Source organism: Luteimonas sp. AC640a, assembly GCF_979256585.1.
This window is the reverse complement of the sequence record NZ_CEEDOV010000006.1, coordinates 101807-123782: the sequence shown is the minus strand read 5'-3', so window position 1 is coordinate 123782 and position 21976 is coordinate 101807. Positions and strand designations below refer to the sequence as shown.

General features: G+C 68.4%; 17 protein-coding genes. 13 read left to right on the top strand and 4 right to left on the bottom strand.

The window, feature by feature from the left end; all coding sequences use genetic code 11:
* Positions 1–52: 52 nt before the first annotated feature.
* The 3 genes from ACZ9YD_RS04025 to xth are packed head-to-tail and all read left to right on the top strand — an operon-like array spanning position 53 to position 2804.
* The gene (locus ACZ9YD_RS04025) at positions 53–745 is read left to right on the top strand and encodes a response regulator transcription factor (RefSeq protein ID WP_465073869.1); all 693 of its coding nucleotides are present in this window, start codon (positions 53–55) and stop codon (positions 743–745) included.
* Complete coding sequence (locus tag ACZ9YD_RS04020) at positions 742–2034, top strand: sensor histidine kinase (protein WP_465073868.1); 1293 nt, start codon at positions 742–744, stop codon at positions 2032–2034. Before ACZ9YD_RS04025 ends, ACZ9YD_RS04020 begins: the two co-directional genes overlap by 4 nt.
* Positions 2031–2804 carry an exodeoxyribonuclease III gene (gene xth, locus ACZ9YD_RS04015; RefSeq protein ID WP_465073867.1) on the top strand — a complete coding sequence of 258 codons (774 nt, stop codon included), beginning with the start codon at positions 2031–2033 and terminating at the stop codon, positions 2802–2804. Before ACZ9YD_RS04020 ends, xth begins: the two co-directional genes overlap by 4 nt.
* Positions 2805–2934: 130 nt before the next feature.
* On the opposite strand, the gene ACZ9YD_RS04010 is transcribed toward xth, so the two are convergent.
* Positions 2935–3192 carry a GlsB/YeaQ/YmgE family stress response membrane protein gene (locus ACZ9YD_RS04010; protein WP_232137503.1) on the bottom strand — a complete coding sequence of 86 codons (258 nt, stop codon included), beginning with the start codon at positions 3190–3192 and terminating at the stop codon, positions 2935–2937.
* 105 nt (positions 3193–3297) lie between these two features.
* On the bottom strand, positions 3298–4644 hold the full coding sequence (locus ACZ9YD_RS04005) for an AMP-binding protein (protein ID WP_465073886.1): 1347 nt from the start codon (positions 4642–4644) through the stop codon (positions 3298–3300).
* Positions 4645–4843: 199 nt separating this feature from the next.
* Between ACZ9YD_RS04005 and ACZ9YD_RS04000 the strand changes: the two genes are divergently transcribed.
* The 4 genes from ACZ9YD_RS04000 to ACZ9YD_RS03985 all read left to right on the top strand — a co-directional run bounded on the left by ACZ9YD_RS04000 (position 4844) and on the right by ACZ9YD_RS03985 (position 8154).
* Entirely contained in the window at positions 4844–5422 is a 579-nt protein-coding gene (locus tag ACZ9YD_RS04000) for a 4'-phosphopantetheinyl transferase family protein (RefSeq protein WP_465073866.1), read from the top strand.
* A gap of 162 nt (positions 5423–5584) precedes the next feature.
* Positions 5585–6226 carry a 16S rRNA (guanine(527)-N(7))-methyltransferase RsmG gene (gene rsmG / locus ACZ9YD_RS03995; RefSeq protein WP_465073865.1) on the top strand — a complete coding sequence of 214 codons (642 nt, stop codon included), beginning with the start codon at positions 5585–5587 and terminating at the stop codon, positions 6224–6226.
* Between the two features lie 195 nt (positions 6227–6421).
* On the top strand, positions 6422–7237 hold the full coding sequence (locus tag ACZ9YD_RS03990) for a ParA family protein (protein ID WP_465073864.1): 816 nt from the start codon (positions 6422–6424) through the stop codon (positions 7235–7237).
* Positions 7234–8154: a ParB/RepB/Spo0J family partition protein gene (locus tag ACZ9YD_RS03985; RefSeq protein WP_465073863.1), complete on the top strand. Its 921-nt coding sequence runs from the start codon at positions 7234–7236 to the stop codon at positions 8152–8154. Before ACZ9YD_RS03990 ends, ACZ9YD_RS03985 begins: the two co-directional genes overlap by 4 nt.
* An 89-nt stretch (positions 8155–8243) precedes the next feature.
* Here ACZ9YD_RS03985 and ACZ9YD_RS03980 read toward each other — a convergent pair whose 3' ends face one another.
* A complete protein-coding gene (locus ACZ9YD_RS03980; RefSeq protein WP_465073862.1) occupies positions 8244–8876 on the bottom strand; it encodes a hypothetical protein in 633 nt (210 codons plus the stop codon).
* Positions 8877–9039: 163 nt separating this feature from the next.
* On the opposite strand from ACZ9YD_RS03980, the gene ACZ9YD_RS03975 reads away from it, so the two are divergent.
* From ACZ9YD_RS03975 to ACZ9YD_RS03955, 5 genes are all read left to right on the top strand, one after another.
* A complete protein-coding gene (locus ACZ9YD_RS03975; protein ID WP_465073861.1) occupies positions 9040–9387 on the top strand; it encodes a DUF2946 family protein in 348 nt (115 codons plus the stop codon).
* Positions 9388–9440: 53 nt separating this feature from the next.
* Positions 9441–10736, top strand: a complete 1296-nt coding sequence (locus ACZ9YD_RS03970; RefSeq protein ID WP_465073859.1) for a TolC family protein — start codon at positions 9441–9443, stop codon at positions 10734–10736.
* The gene (locus ACZ9YD_RS03965) at positions 10733–11722 is read left to right on the top strand and encodes an efflux RND transporter periplasmic adaptor subunit (RefSeq protein ID WP_465073858.1); all 990 of its coding nucleotides are present in this window, start codon (positions 10733–10735) and stop codon (positions 11720–11722) included. Before ACZ9YD_RS03970 ends, ACZ9YD_RS03965 begins: the two co-directional genes overlap by 4 nt.
* 293 nt (positions 11723–12015) lie before the next feature.
* Positions 12016–15183, top strand: coding sequence for an efflux RND transporter permease subunit (locus ACZ9YD_RS03960; protein WP_465073856.1), 3168 nt, complete (start codon positions 12016–12018; stop codon positions 15181–15183).
* Positions 15184–15362: 179 nt separating this feature from the next.
* Positions 15363–18290 carry a bifunctional diguanylate cyclase/phosphodiesterase gene (locus ACZ9YD_RS03955; protein WP_465073854.1) on the top strand — a complete coding sequence of 976 codons (2928 nt, stop codon included), beginning with the start codon at positions 15363–15365 and terminating at the stop codon, positions 18288–18290.
* Positions 18291–18345: 55 nt separating this feature from the next.
* Here ACZ9YD_RS03955 and ACZ9YD_RS03950 read toward each other — a convergent pair whose 3' ends face one another.
* Positions 18346–20106 carry a DUF2207 domain-containing protein gene (locus tag ACZ9YD_RS03950; protein ID WP_465073853.1) on the bottom strand — a complete coding sequence of 587 codons (1761 nt, stop codon included), beginning with the start codon at positions 20104–20106 and terminating at the stop codon, positions 18346–18348.
* Between the two features lie 125 nt (positions 20107–20231).
* Here ACZ9YD_RS03950 and ACZ9YD_RS03945 point away from each other — a divergent pair, with 125 nt between their 5' ends.
* Entirely contained in the window at positions 20232–21971 is a 1740-nt protein-coding gene (locus ACZ9YD_RS03945; RefSeq protein ID WP_465073852.1) for a MutS-related protein, read from the top strand.
* The last annotated feature ends 5 nt before the right edge of the window (positions 21972–21976 follow it).

Genomic DNA, 21976 nt, shown 5'->3' with positions numbered 1-21976 from the left:
CCGCCGCGCCGTATCATCAGCCGGCACCGCCTTGCGCCCAGGACGAGAACCCATGCGACTGCTGGTGGTGGAGGACAACCGCAACCTGGTACGCAATCTGTTCGACTATTTCGAACCGCGCGGCCACGAGATGGACGCCGCGCCGGACGGCATCGTCGGCCTGCACCTGGCGGTGACCCAACATTACGACGCGATCATCCTCGACTGGATGCTGCCGCGCCTCGACGGCCGCGCCCTGCTGCAGCGCCTGCGCGAACACGCGATCGATACGCCGGTGATCATGCTCACCGCGCGTGACGAACTGCCCGACAAGATCGCCGGTTTCCGCGCCGGCGCCGACGATTATCTGACCAAGCCGTTCGCGCTGCCGGAACTCGAAGTACGGCTGGAAGCCGTGCTGGCGCGTGCGCACGGTCGCCGCAGCGCGCGCACGCTGGAAGTGCACGACCTGCGCCTCAACCTGGACACGCTGGAGGCCAGCCGCGCCGGCCAGCCGCTGCATCTGTATCCCGCAGGCCGCAAGCTGCTCGAAGTGCTGATGCAGGCCAGCCCCGCCGCGGTCGACCGCCAGCAACTGGAACATGCGCTGTGGGCCGATGTGCCGCCCGACGGCGACATGCTGCGCTCGCACGTCTACGAACTGCGCCGCAGCGTCGACGGTCCATTCGCGGTCAAGCTGATCCAGACCCTGCCGCGCTACGGCTACCGGCTGGCCGCGCCCGTCGATACCGGCACACCCGCATGAGGCGCGTGCGCAGCCTCCACACCCGCATCCTGTCCTGGCTGGCGGTCTACGCGCTATTGCTGGCCGCGGGCATCTCGCTGCATGGATTTCTCGTCAACGAATACGCCGAGCGTCTGCTGTGGGACTCGATGCTGCGCACGGAGTTCACTCACCATCTGCAACGCAGCGCAGCGGATCCGTCGTATCGCTGGAGCGAATCCGACAGCCTGCGTCTGTACGTCAACGGCGGCGCGCCGCCGGAAACCTCGGCCCTGCCCGACGGCATCCACGACGAAGTCGAACTGCCGAACGGCGCCGAGATCCTGGTGCTGGTCGAGCACGTCGACGGGGTGCGCCATGTAATGACCCTCGACATCACCGACATGGAGCGCGAGGAGGACCGGCTCACGCTCTTCATCCTCGGCTCGTCGGTCGTGCTGGTCACGGTGATGGGCGGGCTGATGGCGCTGGGTCTCGGACGCACGCTGCGGCCGCTGACCACGCTGGCCGGCGACATCGCCGCGTTGTCACCCGATCGCGCAGGCCAACGGATCGTGCCCGAGACGCGCGCGAGTTCGGAACTGCTGGTCATCGCCAACGCGCTCAACGACTATCTGCAGCGCAACGAACAGTTCGTCGATCGCGAACGCGCCTTCATCAACACCGCCAGCCACGAACTGCGTACACCCATCGCGGTGATGTCCGGCGCCGCGGAACTCGCGCTGGCGCCGCCCGACGTGCCGGCCGTCACCGCGCACCAGCTGCGCCGCATCCAGCGCACCGCCAGCGACATGGAGCGCATGATCGCCCTGCTGCTGGCACTGGCGAAGGACCCGGCGCGGATGCTGCAGGCGAGCCAGCCGGTCGACCTGTCGACGCTGCTGCCCGCGATCATCGACGAGCACCGCCACCTCATGCGCGACAAGGCTCTGGAGATCACGCTTCAGGTGCCACCGTCGTGCACGATCCTCGCGCCACCGGGCGTTATACGCGCCACAGTCGGCAACCTGCTGCGCAACGCGATCGAGCACAGCGACGATGGTCGCATCGAGGTCGAACTGCATGCGGACGCGACCGTCGTGATCCGCGATCCCGGCCACGGCATGACGCCCGAACAGATCAGTGCGATCTACTCGCGACTGGCACGCACCGGCGTGCCGATCGGTGACGGCATCGGGCTGGAACTCATCGCGCGGGTCTGCGAACACCTCGGCTGGGCGCTCGAGATCGATTCCGTCGACGAAGGCGGTACCACTGCGACGCTGCGCATGTGCGCGACCGCCGGAGCGGACGCTAGAATTCCCGGATGAAGATCGCCAGCTGGAACGTCAACTCGCTCAACGTCCGCCTGCCGCACCTCGAACAGTGGTTGCGTGACGCGCAGCCCGACGTGGTCGGCATCCAGGAAACCAAGCTCGAGGACGCACGCTTCCCCGATGCTGCCCTCGCCGCGCTCGGCTACCGCACGGTGTTCTCGGGCCAGAAGACCTACAACGGTGTCGCCCTGCTCGCCCGCGATCGCGCCCTCGACGACGTGCAGATCGGCATCCCGGGTTTCGAGGACGAACAGAAGCGCGTGATCGCCGCGACCATCGACGGCATGCGCGTCATCAACCTCTACGTCGTCAACGGCCAGGACGTCGGCACCGACAAGTACGCCTACAAACTGCGCTGGCTCGCCGCCGTGCACGACTGGGTGCAGCGCGAAATCGCTGCGCACCCGAAGCTCGTCGTCCTCGGCGACTTCAACATCGCCCCCGACGACCGCGACGTGCACGACCCCGCGGTCTGGAACGACGGCCATATCCTGACTTCGAGCGCCGAACGCGATGCCCTGCGCGGTCTGCTCGGTCTGGGCCTGCACGACGCGTTCCGCCTGCATCACGAGGACGCCGGTGTCTTCAGCTGGTGGGATTACCGCCAGGCGGGCTTCCGCCGCGACCTTGGCCTGCGGATCGATCTGACGCTGGTGTCGGATGCATTGCGCGACGCGGCCGTGGCGTCGGGCATCGATCGCGAGCCGCGAACGTGGGAGCGGCCGAGTGATCACGCGCCGGCGTGGGTCACCGTCTCGGGCTGACGCGCTTCGCGTGGCGCTGGCTGGAGGATGCGCCCACGTCGCGCCATTCCGATGCCGTGGCGCGCGGCATCTCCACAAAAAAAGGCCCGGCAATGCCGGGCCTCGTGTCGCATTGATCAGCCGCGTGCGATCAGCGCGCGCTGCCGCGGCGGAACAGGTTGACGATCGCCAGCAGGATGATCGCGCCAATCAGCGCGGTCAGCAGGAAGCCGATCCAGCCTGCACCGAGCGACACGCCCAGCATCGGCAGCAGCCAGCCACCGATGAAGCCACCGATGATGCCGACGACGATGTTCAGCAGGATGCCCTGCTGGCCGTTGGTGCGCATCAGGATGCTGGCCAGCCAGCCGGCGATGCCGCCGACGATGATGTAGATGAGGAAATTCATTCGGGAATGCTCCGGTTCGGAACGTGAAAAATCGGGAAGTGCGCGCGTTCAGGCCCGAAGGCCGGCGCCAGCATCGGTCCCGGTCCGTGACGGAGGCGTCGGTATTCAGGTCCCGGCGATGCCGAACAGATCGTCCAGCGCGGCGCGGGGCAGCTTGCCGGTCTCGTTGCGCGGCAGCACGTCGACGCGGCGGATGCGTCTTGGCAGGAACACCGGATCCATGCCGGCGCGCAGCGCGTCCAGCAACACCGCATCGTCGAGGGCGGGGTTCGCCACCACGGCGGCCATGATCCGGCGCACGCCGGTCGCGTCCGGCGTGGCGCTCTGGCAGATCACGCCATCGCGCACGCCGTCGATGGCGAGCAGGCGGCGGGTGAGGTCGGCGAGCGAGGCGCGCTTGCCGGCGATTTCGATCATGTCGGCCTGGCGGCCGCGCAGTTCGAAGCGACCCGTGGCATCCAGTTCGACGATGTCGGCCAGCAGCCGCGGTTCGGGCAGGTGCGGCGCGTGCACGAGCGTGCCGTCGGGCACGGGCTGCAGGCGCACGCCGTCGAACGGGGTCCAGGCCTGCTCGAGCGCGGTGCGGCGGCGCGCGAAGATGCAGGTCTCGGTGGAACCGAACAGTTCGCGCACCTCGCAGCCGAAACGCGCTTCAGCCGCAGACGCGAGCGCCTGTGGCAGTGGCGCGGTGGCGGTGGCGATCGCGGCCAGCGGCGGCAGGGCGACACCCGATTCGACCAGCGACCGCAGATGCACGGGCGTGGTGACCAGCAACGGCGGACGCGGTGCATCGCGCAGCGCGGCAGCGATGTCTTCCGGGAAAAACGGCCGCGCACCATGCACGGCGACGTTGCCGAGCAGCGGCAGCAGCACCGACAGCTCCATGCCGTACATGTGTTGCGGCGGCACGGTCGCGACCACCGGCAACGTGGCCTCGCCATGCAGATCGGCCAGCGTGGCGAGGTTCTGCAGCGTGCAGGTGTGAAACGTGGCCCAGGTCTTGGGATTGGCGCCCGGGACACCAGTGCTGCCGGAGGTGAACCCGATCGCGACCAGCGCGTCGAGCGCGATCTGCGGCACGTCGCCATCGCGCGTCGGCAGCGCATCGGGCAGACGCACGTAGTGCGGCGGCGCGGGCGTGTGGCTGACGTCGTGCAGGGTGTCGCAGCCACAGTCGTCACGGTCGCCGATGCAGTAGCTGTGCGGGTGACGCGCGCGGACATCGTCGATCGCGCCGCGCGTGCGCGCCGGCGGCAGCAACGTGGTCTGGCCGCGCAAGGCGACCGCGCAGAACGCGACGAGGAAGCGGTAGCGGTCTTCGCAGAGATTCAGCGCGAACGGCGCATCGGGCAACAGCGCGGCGACGCCGCGCACGTGCGCGAGAAAGGTCGCGAGCGTCACCACACCATCGGCACCGAACGCGATCACGCGCGACGGATCGCCATCGACCATCGGTCGGCTTTCGCCTGCGCCATGCAAGGCTTCGACGCGCACCGCGCCCGGTTCCACACTCACTGCCGACATCGTGCTGCCACTCCAAAAAGATGTTCCGTACGCCGTGTCCGGCCCGCGGAACAGCTGTTTTAGCTTACGCTGGACGCCCTGCGGGATGCCAAGTTCGGATGTTCAGCGAGGGATGTTCAGCAAAACCATGAGTCTGGCCACCGGGCCGGTGCGCGTCGCGTGGGGGGACTACTGCCGCGGCCAGTCCGCCGAAGCCCTTGTGCGTCCCTGGCTGGCCGCGACGCTCGACCGCGCCGACACCGAGATCGCACTCGCACGCGATGCCCGCGGCCGTCCGCAGTTGCAGGTACAAGGCCAACCGGGTCTGGACGCAAACTGGAGCCACAGCGGCGATGCGCTGCTGGTCGCGCTGGGCGACGGTGTGGCGGTCGGCGTGGACATCGAATGGCTGCGTCCGCGGCCGCAGGCGATGGCATTGGCGCAGCGCTTCTTCACTGCCGGCGAAGCGACTGCGCTCGCGAAGCGGGCACCCGATGCTGCGGAAGCCGCGTTCGTGCAGTTGTGGTGCGCGAAGGAAGCCGTGCTCAAGGCACATGGACATGGGCTGTCGTTCGGGCTCGATCGACTGGAGTTCGCCTCGCGCGAGGATGGCTGGGCGCTGGTCGCCTGCGACCCTGCGCTGGGGACACCCGCGGACTGGCATCTGCATGCGTTTTCGCCGTTGGCGGGGTATCTGGCGACGGTGGCGTGGCGGCGGGTGGATTGATTGAGCGTGTGTTCGGGCGGATGAGTCGCGCAAGTGGAGATTCGGTGGGCTGAAGCTGTGCCCCCACCCCCCTCCCCCGCAAGCGGGGGAGGGGGGTGGGGGCGGCCGTCAGCAGTGGTCATCCACAGACCACGCACCACACCAGCTTCTACAATGCGCCGCATGGAACTCTCCGACGACACCGCGCTGCGCACCGAACTCGAAGCCGGGCTGCGCACGCTGGGCCTCGCGCCGACACTGGCCGACCCGCTGCTCGCCTATCTCGCGCTGCTGGTGCGCTGGAACAAGACCTACAACCTGACGGCCGTGCGCGATCCGCGCGAAATGGTCGTGCGGCATCTGCTCGATTCGCTGGCGATGGTGCCGCACGTCGACGGCCTCGCCACGCTCGCCGATCTGGGCACCGGCCCCGGTCTGCCCGGCATTCCGCTGGCGATCGCCCTGCCCGGCCTGCAGGTCACCCTGGTCGAGTCGAACGGCAAGAAGGCGCGCTTCCTGCGCGAGGCCGTGCGCCAGCTGAAACTGACCAATGCCGACGTCGCCGAATCGCGCATCGAAGCCGTCGAACGGCCCGGTGCATTCGACGCGATCACCGCGCGTGCGCTGGCCACGCTGCCCGACATCCTCGCCGTTGGTGGCCATTTGCCGAAGGCGGACGGCGGGCGCCTGCTGGCGATGAAGGGTGTCCATCCGGTGGACGAGATCGCCGCGCTGCCGGCCGGCTGGCGGCTCGACACGGTGACGCCGCTCAAGGTGCCCGGCCTCGCCGCCGAACGGCATCTGGTCGTCGTCGCGCGCGTCTGAGCCGCTGTCCCGGATCTCACCCCGGACATCGGCGCCACCCGGCCGCGCATCACCGGTTCAGCTGCAACCGCGTCGCCGCCGCCATGCCGACGCAGGATCGGATCGGTGTCCCCAAGCGACCCTTGGGGGGCATAATCCCCGGTCCGGCCGCCGCCCGCGGTGGCCGGCTCCCTTCCTGAACCTCGCACGGAGCCCATGGCCCGCATCATCGCCATCGCCAATCAGAAGGGCGGCGTCGGAAAGACGACGACGGCCGTGAACCTGGCCGCGGCGCTCGCGCGCACGCCGAAACGTGTGCTGCTGGTCGACCTCGATTCGCAGGGCAACGCGACGATGGGCTGCGGCATCGACAAGGGCGCGGTGCCGGTCTCGACCTGCGACGTGCTGCTGGGCGAAGTGGAAGCCGGCGATGCGATCGTGCAGACCGAGGAAGACGTCGACCTGATTCCCGGCAACACCGATCTCACCGCCGCCGAACTCGAACTGATGGGCGCCGAGGATCGCGAACAGCGCCTCAAGCGCGCGCTCGAACCGCTGCGTCCGCGCTACGACTACATCCTCATCGACTGTCCGCCGGCGCTGTCGCTGCTGACGCTCAATGCGCTGACCGCCGCCGATTCGGTGCTGGTGCCGATGCAGTGCGAGTACTACGCGCTCGAAGGCCTGACCGCGCTGCTGCAGACCATCGATGCGATCAAGCAGAACCTCAACCCGAAGCTCGAGGTCGAAGGCGTGCTGCGCACGATGTTCGACGTGCGCAACAATCTCGCCAACGCCGTGTCGGGCGAACTGACGAACCATTTCGGCGACAAGGTGTTCCGCACCATCGTGCCGCGCAACGTGCGCGTGGCCGAGGCGCCGAGCCACGGCCAGAGCATCGTCGGTTACGACAAGGCCTCGCGCGGCGCGATCGCCTATCTCGGTCTCGCCGGCGAAGTGATCCGCCGCCAGCGCGAACGCGACGCACAGACAAGCACCCAGGACGCCACTGCCATGGAGACGCCGGCATGACCGCTGCGAAGACGCCCGCCAAGAAGCGCGGTCTGGGCCGCGGCCTCGAAGCCCTGCTCGGCCCCAAGGCCGCCGCCGAGGCGCCGGTCAGTCTGGAGGCGACCGAACAGGACACGCTGCGCGTGCTGCCGATCGATGCGCTGAGCGCCGGCAAGTACCAGCCGCGCAAGCACTGGGATGCCGACAAGCTCAGCGAGCTGGCGGAATCGATCAAGGCGCAGGGCGTGATCCAGCCGCTGGTGGTGCGCGAGCGTGCCGACCGCACCTTCGAGATCATCGCCGGCGAACGCCGATGGCGTGCGTCCAAGCAAGCCGGCCTGAGCGAAGTGCCGGCCGTCGTGCGCAACGTCGAGGACCGCACGGTCGTCGCGATGGCGCTGATCGAGAACATCCAGCGCGAAGACCTCAATCCGCTGGAAGAGGCGCAGGCGCTGCAGCGGCTGATCGAAGAATTCGACCTGACCCATGCGCAGGCCGCCGAGGCCGTCGGCCGTTCGCGCGCCGCGGTGTCCAACCTGCTGCGCCTGCTGGAACTGCCGCCGGCGATCCGCATCCTGGTCGAATCCAAGCAGCTGGAGATGGGTCACGCCCGCGCCCTGCTGACGCTGTCGCCGGATCTCGCCAGCAAGCTCGCCAGCGATGCCGTCGAGCACGGCTGGTCGGTGCGCGAAGTGGAGCACCGCGCGCAGCAGTTCGCCGCCGGTCGCGTACCGGGTGGCGACACCCGCACCGTTGCACGCAACAAGGCGCGTCCGCAGGCCGACATCGTGTCGCTGGAGAACGAGCTGTCGGAGAGCCTGGGCACACGGGTGACGATCGCCAACGGCCGCGGCAACAAGGGCCGGCTGGTGATCCACTACGGCAACCTCGAAGCCCTCGACGGCGTACTGGAGCGGCTGCGCGCGGAACGCGCATAGCGTCCTCGCAGGATGGGGTGAGCGCAGCGAAACCCGTCGCGCACCGTGTCACACCGGAGCGGACTGCCCAGGAAGGTCCGCTTCAGGCCTCAGCGACCGGTTCGCACCGCCGGCCGCCGCAACGGCGTCATCTCCACCGGCTCGCGTGGCGTCAGCCGCTTCTTCGGCAAGCGCGGCACATCGAAATCGGGCCGCGTGATCAGCTGCGGCAAGCGGTCGAGCAGACAGCCGCGCATCACGTAATCGCCGGTCACTGCGCGATCACTGCCGCTGTTGCGATACGCCACGAATTTGATCCGGCTGCCGCGATCCGCGTACAGCGGACCGTCCGCCGCGGCGGTCCAGACGATCGCGTTGTTCGACAACCGCATGTCGTACCAGCCGCTGTCGCCCGACACGCTGGCGGACAGATCGCCGGCCGATAGTCCCGGCCCGCGCAGCGTGGCGCGGACCTGGCGGATTTCGAGATACCGGTTTTCGGGCACGAAATCCGAAGACGCGCCCGCGCCGGTGACGTTGGCGCCCATGACGAACGTGCCGCGGTTCTCGAACGGCTGCGCGCAGACCCGGCGCAGTTCCGAGACCTCCTGTCGCGGCAGGCGGTCGGCGATGTCCGGGTCGAGTTCGCGACTGCCGGTCGGTGGCGGCGCGGCAGCGGCCGTCAGACACAGCAGGCCCAGCGCGAGCGCGGGGACGACACGGTGCAGGTGGGATCGGGTCATGAAGATCTCTCGGTCGCTGCGCAGAGCGCGATGGTGGGCAGCCGGTTGCGTGCGATGCCGGCCTCTGTCCTTGAACGTAAAAAGCGCCGAAGAAGGTCCATCGCGTCGTGCGCGCACCTCGCTGGAATTGTGTAACGCCCTGCGCACCCCCTAGGCTGCGCGGATGCATCGCCGCTCCAACTCCCTGTCCTGGTCGCGCCGGCTGCTGCTGGCGCTGCTGGTATTCGGGCTGATGGCGGCACCGGTGCTGGTGGCGATGGGCAACACCTACGAGGTCGCGCACGGCGAAACCGCCGAGCAGCACGACCACGCGACAGACACGCACGAGGACGGCGGCGACCTGCTGCACGCGGTCGCGCACTGCGCCACCTGTGGCGCGCATACGCCCGCACTCCCGCCGGTGGCATCGCTGCTGGCACCGCTGTCGATGTCGCACCCTGCCTTGCCCGCGACCGAAGCCGCGCCCGCGCGCGTGCCCGACTCCCTGTTGCGACCGCCGATTTCCGCATGACGCCCCTGCTGGCCTGAGCCGGCTTTTCGTCATCCCGAAATTGGAGCGTTCCCATGTTGTTGCGATTGGCGGCCCTGGCCGCCCTCGCCGCTGCGCCGTGCCTTGCGGCCGCGCAGTCGGCGCCCGTGCCCGTGCGCGCAAGCGCGCAGGCCCTGACCCTCGATGACGCGTTCGCGCGCGTCGCCGCTGCCCATCCCGATCTGCGCCTGTTCGACGGCCAGCGCGCGGTGTTCGATGCCGAACGCGAGGTTGCTACGCTGCGACCGCCGCTGGAAGCCGGCATCGAGATCGAGAACCTCGGCCTCGATGCGCCCACGCGCACGCTTGAAACCACGCTGACGCTGGCCGGCGTGTTCGAACGCGGCGGCAAGCCCGATGCACGCCGCGCGCTCGCGCAGACCCGTATCGATGCGCTCTCCCTGCAACGTGAAACCGCGCGCGTCGATCTACTCGCCGAAACCGCGCGCCGCCATCTCGCCATCGTCGTCGCGACGCGGCGCCAGGGAATCGCGCAGGCCGATGTCGCGCAGCGCACGCGCTTCGTGGCTGCTGCGCGTCAGCGCTTCGCCGCCGGCGCGTCGCCGGAAGCCGTCGTGCTGACCGCGCAGGCGGCGCAGGCGCAGGCCGAACTGCAGATCGCCAATGCGCGACTGGAGATCGAAACATCGCAGCGCAGCCTGTCGATGCTGTGGGGCGATCCGGACGGCGGGTTCGCCATTGCCGACAGCGATCCGTTGGCGCTGCCTGACATCGCCGACTTCGGCACGTTGCGAGAACTGCTCGCGCGATCGCCCGAGCTGCTGCAGTTCAACGATCGTGAGCGCATCGCCGAGGCGCGGCTGCAGCTCGCGCGCAGCGACGCCACGCCGGACATCGGCTGGCAGGCCGGACTCCGTCATCAGCGCGAGAACGGCGACACCTCGCTGGTCGGCGGCTTCGTCGTGCCGCTGGGCAGTCGCGCGCGCGCGCAGCCGGGCATTCGCGCCGCGGCGGCGGAACTGGCGCTGGTCTCGATCGAGCGCGACACCGGTGATCGCGCGCTGCAGGCCACGCTGGCCGAAGCGCACGGCCGCTATCGCGTCGCGCAGTCGGCCGTGTCGCTGCTCGCGCGCGATGTGCTGCCGCGGCTGGGTCGCGCCGCCAGCGCGACCGAACGCGCTTGGCGCGCAGGCGCGGTGTCGTATCTCGAATGGTCGCAATTGCAGGACGCGCGCAGCGATGCGCAGCGCCAGCAGCTCGACGCCGCCGAAGCCGCGCAGATCGCCCTGATCGAACTGCAGCGCCTGACCGGCCAGTCCCTCGTCGTCGCGCACCCGACGCCTGCCCCGTTCGAAGGAGACGCCCGATGAGGACGTTCCACCGTGTGACTGCCGCATCGCTCGCGCTCGCCCTGATGTTGGGACTGCCTGCGTGCAGCGCACCGTCGACCACGCCTGCCGCCGACACGACCAATGCGCCGGCCGATGCACCCGCAGATGACCACGCCGATGACGAACACGGAGACGATGCACATGCAGACGAGGCCACGACCATCGCGGCCGACATTGCCGACGACGTCGGCATCCGCGTCGCACCCGCCGCGGCCGGCACGATCGCCGACCAGCACGAAGTACAGGGCCTGCTGACCACGCTGGAAAGCGGCAACGCCCGCGTGACCGCACGTTTCCCCGGCCCGATCCGCCGCCTGCACGCCGAAGTCGGCGATCGCGTGCGCGCCGGCCAGGCGCTGGCGACGATCGAGAGCAATCTCAGCCTGTCGACGTACACGGTCACTGCGCCGATCAGCGGCACGGTGCTCGCGCGCAACGCGTCCGTCGGCCAGAGCGCCGGCGAAGGCGCGGTGCTGTACGAGATCGCCGACCTGTCGACACTGTGGGTCGACCTGCACGTGTTCGGCCGCGATGCCGAGCATCTCGCCGCCGGCTCGCCGGTGACGATCAGCCGCCTCGGCGACGGCGCGACCGCAGACACGCGCATCGATCGCGTGCTGCCCGGCACTGCGACCGCGAGCCAGAGCACGATCGCCCGCGCCACGCTCGACAACGCCGACGGCCAGTGGCGCCCCGGCTCGGCCGTGCGCGCGATGGTCACCGTGTCGACGCAACCGGCGGATCTCATCGTGCCGCTAACTGCTTTGCAACAGATGGACGGCCGCGACGTGGTGTTCGTGCGCGAGGGCGATCGCTACGAGAAACGTGTGGTGACGCTCGGGCGGCGCGATGCGCGGCAGGTGGAGATCGTCGATGGCGTGGCGGTGGGCGAGGACGTGGTGATCGCGCAGAGCTACACGATCAAGGCGGATCTGGAGAAGGCGGGGGCGGGTCATGCGCATTGAGGGTGCGGTATTCAGATCGTGCGGGCGCCTGCGGCTTCTAGAACTACTCGAACCTCGTCATTCCCGCGCAGGCGGGAATCCAAGGACTTTGCTTTTCGCTGTCGCCTCAGACCACCTAATGCAGTCACGAAAGTCACTGGATTCCCGCCTTCGCGGGAATGACGATGAGGGGGACTCGGGGTTCGCGGACACATTCCGCCTGCTCGCTTCGAAGCAGACATCGCGCGCTCCAATGCGCCACTGCACGACACCGACGACGGCACGCATGACACACCCATGCATCGGAGCCTCCCATGCTTGAGTCCCTCATCCACGCCTCCATCCGGCACCGCTGGCTGGTCCTCGCCGCGACGTTGTTGCTCGTCGCCGTCGGCGGCTGGTGTTTCACGAAACTCCCGATCGATGCGACACCCGACATCACCAACGTGCAGGTGCAGATCAACACCGCCGCGCCCGGCTATTCGCCGCTGGAGACGGAACAGCGCGTCACCTTCCCGATCGAAACCGCGCTCGCCGGCTTGCCGCGGCTCGACTACACGCGCTCACTGTCGGCCTACGGCCTCTCGCAGGTCACCGTCGTGTTCGAGGACGGCACCGATCTCTATTTCGCGCGCCAGCAGGTCGCCGAGCGTGTGCAGCAGGTGCAGGGGCAACTGCCGGACGATGTCGACCCGTCGCTCGGCCCGGTCGCGACCGGTCTCGGCGAGATCTTCATGTACACGGTCGAAGCCGACGCGGATGCGCGCAAGCCGGACGGCACGCACTACACCGCGACCGATCTGCGCACGCTGCAGGACTGGGTGGTGCGGCCGCAGATGCGCAATGTGCGCGGCGTGACCGAGGTCGACACCATCGGCGGTTTCGCGCGACAGGTGCACATCACGCCGGATCCGGCGCTGCTGGTCGCGCTCGACTTCACGTTCGAGGATGTCGTCACCGCGGTCGCCAACAACAACCGCAACGTCGGCGCCGGCTACATCGAACGCAACGGCCAGCAGTTGCTGGTGCGCGTGCCCGGCCAGGTCGCCGATGTCGAGGCGATCGGCAACATCGTGATGGCGCGGCGCGATGGCGTGCCGATCCATGTGCACGATGTGGCGAGCGTTGGCGAAGGCCGGGAACTGCGCACCGGCGCGGCCACGCAGAACGGCGCGGAAGTCGTGCTGGGCACGGTGCTGATGCTGTTCGGTGAGAACAGCCGCACCGTGGCGCAGGCCGCGGCGCAGCGGCTGGAGGCGACGAACGCGAGCCTGCCCGATGGCGTGCGCGCGGTGGCGGTCTACGACCGCACGGCGCTGGTCGACCGCACCATCCGCACTGTCGCCAAGAACCTGGTCGAAGGCGCGCTGCTGGTGATCGTGGTGCTGTTCCTGCTGCTCGGCAACGTGCGCGCGGCGCTGCTCACGGCGCTGGTGATTCCGTTGACGATGCTGTTCACCGTGATCGGCATGCGCCAGGGCGGCGTGTCCGGCAACCTGATGAGCATGGGCGCGCTGGACTTCGGTCTGATCGTCGACGGCGCGGTGATCATCGTCGAGAACTGCCTGCGCCGCTTCGGCGAAGCGCAGCAGCGGCTCGGCCGACTGCTTGATACGCGCGAGCGGCACGCGGTGGCGGCCTCGGCCAGCGCCGAGGTGATCCGGCCCAGCCTGTTCGGGCTCGGCATCATCGCCGCGGTCTATCTGCCGGTGTTCGCGCTCGAAGGCGTGGAAGGCAAGATGTTCCACCCGATGGCGATCACCGTGGTGCTGGCGCTGACCGGCGCGATGCTCCTGTCGCTGACCTTCGTGCCCGCGACGATCGCCCTGCTGCTGCGGGGCCGCGTTGCCGAGCACGACAACCGGGTGATGCGCGCCGCACGTCGCGGCTACGCACCCGCGCTGGACTGGGCACTGCGGCACGGACGCTGGCTGGTCGGCGGCGCGCTGGCGCTGGTGCTGGCCTGCGGCTGGCTGGCGACGCGGATGGGAAGCGAGTTCATTCCCAGCCTCGACGAAGGCGACATCGCAATGCATGCGATGCGCGTGCCCGGCACCGGCATCGAACAATCGGTGGCGATGCAGCGCGCGCTCGAACGCCGCCTGCTGCAGGTGCCGGAAGTCGCGCGCGTGTTCTCGAAGATCGGCACTGCCGAGGTCGCCAACGATCCGATGCCGCCATCGGTCGCCGACACCTTCCTGATCCTTGCGCCACGCGCCGACTGGCCCGATCCGCGCAAGCCACGCGCCACGCTGGTCGGCGAACTCGAAGCCATCGCCGAGACCATGCCCGGCAACAACTACGAGTTCACCCAGCCGATCCAGATGCGGTTCAACGAACTGATCTCCGGCGTGCGCAGCGACGTGGCGGTGAAGATCCAGGGCGACGATCTCGAGCGCCTGCAGGCCGTCGCCAGCGAGGTCGAACGCGTGCTGCAGGGCATCGACGGTGCGGCTGACGTGCGCATCGAAGCGGTCGACGGCCTGCCCTTGCTGGAGATAGCGCCCGACCCGCGTGCGATGGCGCGCTACGGGCTCAACCCCGGCGACGTGCAGCGCGTGGTCGCCGCGGCGATCGGCGGCGAGACGGCGGGGCAACTGTTCGATGGCGACCGCCGCTTCGACATCGTCGTGCGCCTGCCCGAATCGTTGCGCGGTGATCCCGCAGCGCTTGCCGACCTGCCGATTCCGCTCGCGGGCGCCGCAGGCGACAGCGCCGACGAATCCGACCGCAGCGGCACCTGGGCCAGCGGCACGCCACGCACCGTGCCGCTGCGCGAGGTGGCGACGATCGGCACGCAACTCGCGCCGAACCAGATCAACCGCGAGAACGGCAAACGCCGCATCGTCGTCACCGCCAACGTGCGTGGCCGCGATCTGGGTGGCTTCGTCGGCGAGCTGCAGACCGCGGTCGCCGGTTCGGTCACGCTGCCGACCGGTTACTGGATCGACTACGGCGGCACGTTCGAACAACTGGCGTCGGCCAGCCAGCGGCTGTCGCTGGTCGTACCGCTGACGCTGGCGGTGATCCTCGCACTGCTGTTCATGGCGTTCGGCTCACTGCGTGATGCACTGGTGGTCTTCAGCGGCGTGCCGCTCGCGCTCACCGGCGGCGTACTCGCACTCGCGGCGCGCGGCATTCCGCTGTCGATCTCGGCGGGCGTCGGTTTCATCGCGCTGTCGGGCGTCGCCGTGCTCAACGGTCTGGTGATGCTGACCTTCATCCGCAAGTTGCGCGACGACGGTCTCGACCTGCACACCGCGATCGTCGAAGGCGCACTCGGGCGCCTGCGCCCGGTCTTGATGACCGCACTGGTCGCCTCACTCGGTTTCGTGCCGATGGCATTCAACGTCGGCGCGGGTGCGGAAGTGCAGCGCCCACTGGCGACCGTGGTCATCGGCGGCATCCTCTCGTCGACGCTGCTGACGCTGCTGGTGTTGCCGGTCTTGTACCGGTGGGTGCATCGGCGGGACCTGTATTGACCCCGTGGCAAGGGCTCGGTTGCCACCGCGACTGGCTCGGCACGATATCCGTCGCGCATCGCGGGCACTCAAGTCTTCCCCTACATCGGCCGATGACGCATAACAGGCCCTCGGGTGCATGGGTACTCACGCCACGCCAGGCGCGTCCCGATGGTCGCCCGCCGCCACCGACTGACCAAGTGACCCAGGCACCCTCCAAGCGCTCCGCGATCGGCCCGTCTCCTGTCGGCAGCTTGCCTGCATTCGAGCGCGCGCTGCTGGATGCAGCCGGGCCCGAGCCGGTGTTGCGCCTGCTGCAGGGCATGAGTCCGCAGCCGGTGGCGATGGTCACCTGGTACCAGTGGCCGCACGAGCCGCGGTGCTGGGCAATAACGGGAGATCCCGCCGCACCCATCGAGCGGGCAACGCTGGCGGTCGACACCCGCCGCGGCGGCGGGCAGGCACCCGCCGGCACGCGTGTGCTGTGCCACGACGGCGACAGTGCGGCGGTACTGCTCGGCGAGGGGCTCCAGGCGCTGGACACCGACAGGCTCGCTGCCATCGCACACCGCATGGCCGAACTGCTGACCGCCCAGCGGCTGCGCGGCGCTGTCGCACGACTCGCCCACGCCGAAAAACTGCAGCATGCGCTGTTCGCGATTGCAGACATGGCCGGCTCCGGGCGCGACATGCCCTCCCTGCTGCGTGGACTGCAAGAGATCATCGGCGGGCTGATGTACGCCGAGAACTTCTACATCGCAATGTTCAGCAACAAGCGCCAGTCGGTGCGCTTCATCTATTTCGCCGACGAGTACAACGACGAAAAATATTCGCCGACCGAGGACGTGCCCATCGACCGGCTCGAACGCGGGTTGACCTGGTACGTGTTGCACGATTGCGTTCCTCTGCGGGGCACGCTGGAGCGGCTTCGCGAACAGGTCTCCGGCCCCCTGCAGGCACGTGGCGCGCGTTCGTTCGACTGGTTGGGGGTGCCGATGCTGCGTGACGGGCTCGCGGTGGGTGCGCTGGTGGTCCAGAGCTACCGCGAGGACGTCGAGCCCTACAGCGCGGCGGACAGCGCCGTGCTCGCGTTCGTGGCCGAACACGTGCTCAACGCGGTCGAACGCAAACAGTCCCAAGAGACGCTGGAAAGCCACGTCGCCGAACGCACACGCCAGCTCGCCCAGACCAATGCGGACCTGCAGAAACAGGTCGCCGAGCGCCTGCGTGCAGAGCACCTTCAGGCAGCGCTCTATCGCATCGCAGCGCTGGCGACATCCGATGAGGACGACAGCGTTCGCTTCTACCAGCAGGTGCACCACACGGTCGGCGAACTGATCAATACCGACAACTTCTACATCGCGCTGCTGGACGACACGCGCACCCACCTGCACTTCCCCTATTCGGTCGATGACAAGGATGCTGGGCGCAAGCCGCGCCGGCTGGGGCGAGGTCTGTCCGAATACGTCATCCGCCACGGCAAACCGCTGCTGGCGGACGCGCGCGATGTCGACGCGCTGGTGGCGTGCGGCGAACTCGAACGTGCGGGCTCGACGGGGGCGGAATCGTTGTCGTGGCTCGGCGCACCGCTGTGCGTCGACGACGAGATCATCGGCCTCGTCGCGGTGCAGAGCTATCGGCCCGACGTGATCTACGACGCGGGCGATGCCGAGCTGCTCAACTTCGTCAGCTCGCAGATCGCCCATTCTCTGCAACGACGACGCGCCGCCGAGACGCTGCGCACGCTCAATGCCGAGCTCGAGGCGCGGGTGGAAGCGCGCACGCGCGAACTCAGCGAACAGATCGCCGTGCGCGAACACGTCGAGGCGCAGCTCAAGCACCAGGTCATGCATGACCCGCTGACCGGCCTGCCGAACCGGCTCTATCTGCGCGAACGGCTGGTGTCCGCGCTGGCTCAGCTGCAGCACAATCCGACACGTCGCGTTTCGCTGCTGTACCTGGATGTCGATCGCTTCAAGCTGTTCAACGACAGTCTGGGACACCTTGCCGGCGACGACGTCCTGCGAGAAGTCGCGCGACGGCTGGCGACGTGCGTGCGTGCGCCGGATCTCGTGGCGCGCCTGTCGGGCGACGAATTCGCGATCCTGCTGGAAGACACGTCGGGGCCTCGGGCCGCCTGCAAGGTGGCCCAGCGCGTGCTGGATCTGTTCGCCGAACCGATGCAGATCGCCGGTCGCCTGCTGCAGGGGTCGACCAGCATCGGTATCGCCACCGGCGATGCGCGCTATCAGCACATCGACGCGCTGTTGCACGACGCGGACGTCGCGCTATACCGCGCAAAGCGCGCAGGCCGCGCGCGGTTCGTCATGTTCGACGAGACCCTGCAGCGCGCAGCGATGGATGTGCTCGAGCTCGAACACGAGCTGCGTGCGGCACTGATCCGCAACGAGTTCGAGCCGTTCTTCCAGCCACTGGTGCGGCTGGCGGATGGCGAGATCGTCGGGTACGAGGCCCTGATCCGCTGGCGGCACCCGACCCGCGGTCTGCTCGCGCCCGGCGAGTTCCTGGGCGTCGCCGAGGAGAGCGGCCTGATCGAAGCCATCGACTGGCAGATGTACCGCCTGGCCTGCGCGGCGGCGGTCGGGTTCGTGCGCGACGACGAGTTCATCACGCTCAACATCTCGCCGCGCCACTTTCAGAACGAGGATTTCGATACGCGTCTGCTGGCGATGGTGGAGGCGTCCGGCTTCGAGCCGTCGCGGCTGCACATCGAGGTCACCGAAGGCACCCTGCTCGGTGAGCCGGACGCGGTGGCGCGGATTCTGGAGCGCCTGCGCGTTGCGGGCGTCGAGGCCGCACTCGACGACTTCGGCACCGGCTATTCCTCGTTGAGCTATGTGCACCGGTTTCCACTGAAGATGATCAAGATCGACCGCTCCTTCATCGATCCACTCGGCGGCGACGCGGCCCAACGCAGCTCGGTGATCATCGGCGCGATTCTCGCGCTGTCGCATTCGCTCGGGCTGGACGTGCTGGCCGAGGGCATCGAGACCGAGGCCCAGTCCACGCACCTGCAACGCATGGGCTGCCTGTATGGCCAGGGCTACCATTTCGGCCGACCGCAGCCGGCTGCGCACTGGGATCGGCACGCGATGATGCGCGCGTGAGCCGCGCCTGTCCCGCCCGCTGCGGAAAGGCCGGAGGCGAAGCGCTCGCCGCTTTCTAACGCCCGCCGCCGCCTCCACCCCCACCGCCGCCGCCCGAAAACCCGCCACCTCCGCTTCCGGATGCACTCCCCGGCGGCGACGCCGACGAAGCGATCTGCCCGGTAAGTCCGCTGCCGATGGCCTTACTGAAACCGGCCATGTCGCCGATTCCGGCGCCACCTTGCAGGCCGCTCGCGTAGTACCAACCGATCGAGGCGGTTGCGGCCGCCGCCGCGCTCGCGCCCACGGCGGCAGTGAATTTCTTCGTCCACGCATCCTCGACCTGCAGCGCCACCGCATAGGGCAGCAGGCATTCGAAACGTCCCGCGTCCAGCGTCGGCGCGTCCGCGTCCGGCGCTTTCAGGCGCTGAAGATCCTGCTTGTCGGCCACGCTCAGATAGCGCCGGAACCCTTCGATGCGATCGCGCATGCGTCGGCCTTCGGGCGTCACCGTCGGCAGAAGAAACACGAACAGGACGAACACCACGACCATCGCGATCAGCAACGGCACCGCGAGCAGCAGGCCGGTACCCGAGCCGATGCCGAACACCACCGTCGCGATCACGAACACCGCCATCAGCAAGGCCATCCACGCGATGCTGCTGCCGTTGTAGCGGTACAGCCCGGCGGGAAAGCGCGCCGCCATCGCCTGTTTGATCCGCTTCTGGTGCGCGGCCAGGATGCCCAGAATGCGCGTCGCATTGTCCTCGTCGAACGCGAGCACGTCGCCATCTTCGAACAGATCGGCGTGCAATGCCGACTGGTCTGGCGCAAGCGCGCGTCCCGTACGCGCGGCACGCTGCACACGCCAGTCGTCCTGGCGCACCTTCTTCCCGTCGCGATGGATGTCGACATGGCCGGCCACGGCCAGCGACAGCACATCGGCCGAGAACGCGCGCGTATCGACGTGATTCTTCTCGATGTAGCGCAGCGTCGCCGGCGACAGATCGTCCGGCGGCTCGTATTCGACCACCACCGGGCCCGCCTTCGGATCGCGCCCCACCTGGCGCCAGCGCAGCAGGCCGAACGCCAGCATCACGATCAGCCCCGCCAGCGCGATCAGCGCCGCGCGGTTGTCGTTGAGCATCCAGCGCAGGCGCTGCGCGCGGGTCGGTTCGACGAACAGGCCTTTCGGAAACGACAGCACCGTGGTCAGTCCTTCTTCCGGCTGCAGCGGCGCGGTCAGCGTCCAGCGCGCGGCGCCCGGACCGGTGACCTCGGCCGTGCAGGCCTGCGTCGTCGCGCCCTGTTCGCCGGTGTAGCACTCGGCGATCAGATCGGCGGCCGGCACGTCGCGGGGCAGGCGCAAGGTCGCACCGCCCGCCTCGATGGGAAACGCCCAGCCGTGGCCGATCGCGTTGAAGTACAGCTCGTCATGCGTGTCGAAGAAGCCCAGCTGCCGCGACGTGCGATAGCGCAGCGTGTAGGTGAACGCCGCCGGCACCGACAGAAAATCCTCATTGCCGGTGTTGATGCGCACGCCGTTCGACTTGTTTTCCAGAAAGAACGGCTCGGGCTGCCCATCGCGCGTGAGGCCCAGCATCTCGAAGTCGACCACGACCCGGTTGCCGTAGCGGTCCCGGTAGTGCGTGGGGAAATCGCGATAGATGCCGCGGCGGATCTGCTCGCCTTCGGCCCGCACCCGGATGCGCTCGGTCACGTCCAGACTGCCGTCGGCATTGAGCTGCAGATCGCTGTCGTAGGACAGGATGCGCTCCTGCGCCAGCAGCGGCGCGGCGCACAACAACAGCAGACACGACAGCAGCAGACGGATCATCGGGCGGCTCCGGAAGAAGGTGTGCGAACGCGTGTCGATGCTAACCCGACGCGATATCGGCAGCCGCGGCCTGCACGCCGGATGGCCGTCGCGCGCGGTCGTCCGACCCGGCTACAGTCGAGCGCATGACGATTTACGCACTGCTCAGGGATGGCGGTCGCGCGGTGCTCGACGCCCTGTTCCCACGGCGCCAGGCACTGGCGAACCTGCGTGCGAAGTGGGGCCAGCCGGGCGAGAAGGCGCACAGCGGTATCCGCCGCTGTTTCGACCTGACACGCGACGCATCGGCAGGCGACGTCGTGGACGACCAGACCTGGACCGACCTCGAGTTTCCGCGCCTGTTCGCCGATCTGGACACGACCGAGACTCCGCTCGGCAGCCAGTGCCTCTACCGCCAGCTCCGGCGCTACGTCGCACCGGCGCAGGCAACGGCGCACTGCGCCAGCTGCCAGACGCTGCGTGCCGATGCGCCACTGCGCGAACGCCTTCAACTCGCGCTCGCGGGTCTGGACACGGCATCGAACTGGCAGCTGGCCCGCTTCATCTTCGGCGCGCCACCCGAAGTCGGGCCACTCCACCGCCTGTTGCCGTGGTGGAGCCTGGTCTGTGCCGCCGTCTTGATGCTCGTGATCGCGACGCCTTTGCCGGTCTGGGCGCTGCTGCTCACAGTCGGCGTCAATCTGATGCTGATGCTGAGCCTCTCGGCGCCGCTGTTCCGCGACATCGAACTGCTCAAGGGCTGCAGCCAGCTGCTGCGTGTCGCAGACGGCCTGGCCAAGGTTCGCGGCGGCGCATCCGCCTTGCCGCAACTCGACCGCCTGCGTGCCGAAGCGCCACTGCGGCGCAAGATCCGTGCTTCGCTCGGCTGGATCGCCGTCCTGTACTCGCCATGGGTGCAGGTCGTCGCGGTCTGGTTGAACGTGCTGTGCCTGCTCGAACTCGCCGCCTACGGCCGCACCGTCACGCGCTTCGTTCGCGTGCGTACGGAGCTGGCGACGACCTTCGAAAGTGTGGGCGCGGTGGATGCCGCCATCGCGGTCGCGTCGTTCCTCGAGCAGCGACCGCAACACTGCAAAACCGTGATCTCGACCGCATCCCTGCTCGAGCTCGTCGATGCCACGCACCCGCTGACGGCACGGCCGGTCGCGAACTGGATCCAGCTCGACGGGCGCTCGGCCCTCATCACCGGCTCCAACATGGCCGGCAAGACCACCTTCATCAAACTGGTCGGCATCAATCTGATCGTCGGCCGCACGCTCGGCTTCTGTTTCGCCACCCGGGCGACGCTGCCGCACACACGGGTTATGGCGGTGATCCGCGGCGAACACTCGGTCGAATCCGGCAAAAGCCATTACTTCGCCGAGATGAACGCAATCCAGACCTTCATCGAAAGCGCGGACCGCGGCACCTGCCGTCTGTTCCTGATCGACGAACTGTTCAACGGCACCAACACCGTCGAACGCCTGGCCGCCGGCCGCGCCGTGCTGGAACGGCTCGGTCGCAATGCCCAGGTGCTGGTGACCACGCACGACGTCGAACTGCAGGACGACGTCGCCGGGCCCTACGACCTGTACTACTTCCAGGAAGATCCGGATGTCGACGGCTGGTTCGACTACCGCTTGCGAACCGGGCGTACTGATCGACGCAATGCGATCCAGCTGCTGGCGCGGAATGGGTTTCCGGCGGATCTCGTCGCGGATGCGTTGAGATACACAGAGAATTATGGATTAGTTGAAAAGGGAAGCCGAGGCACTCCGCACTCCCACCTGGAACTCAGCCAGACACAGCAGCAGTGCCGGAAAGTTAATCCAACCCCGCTCCGCCTCCCAATACATATTAACCATGCAAGTTATATTATCGACTAGCTTCG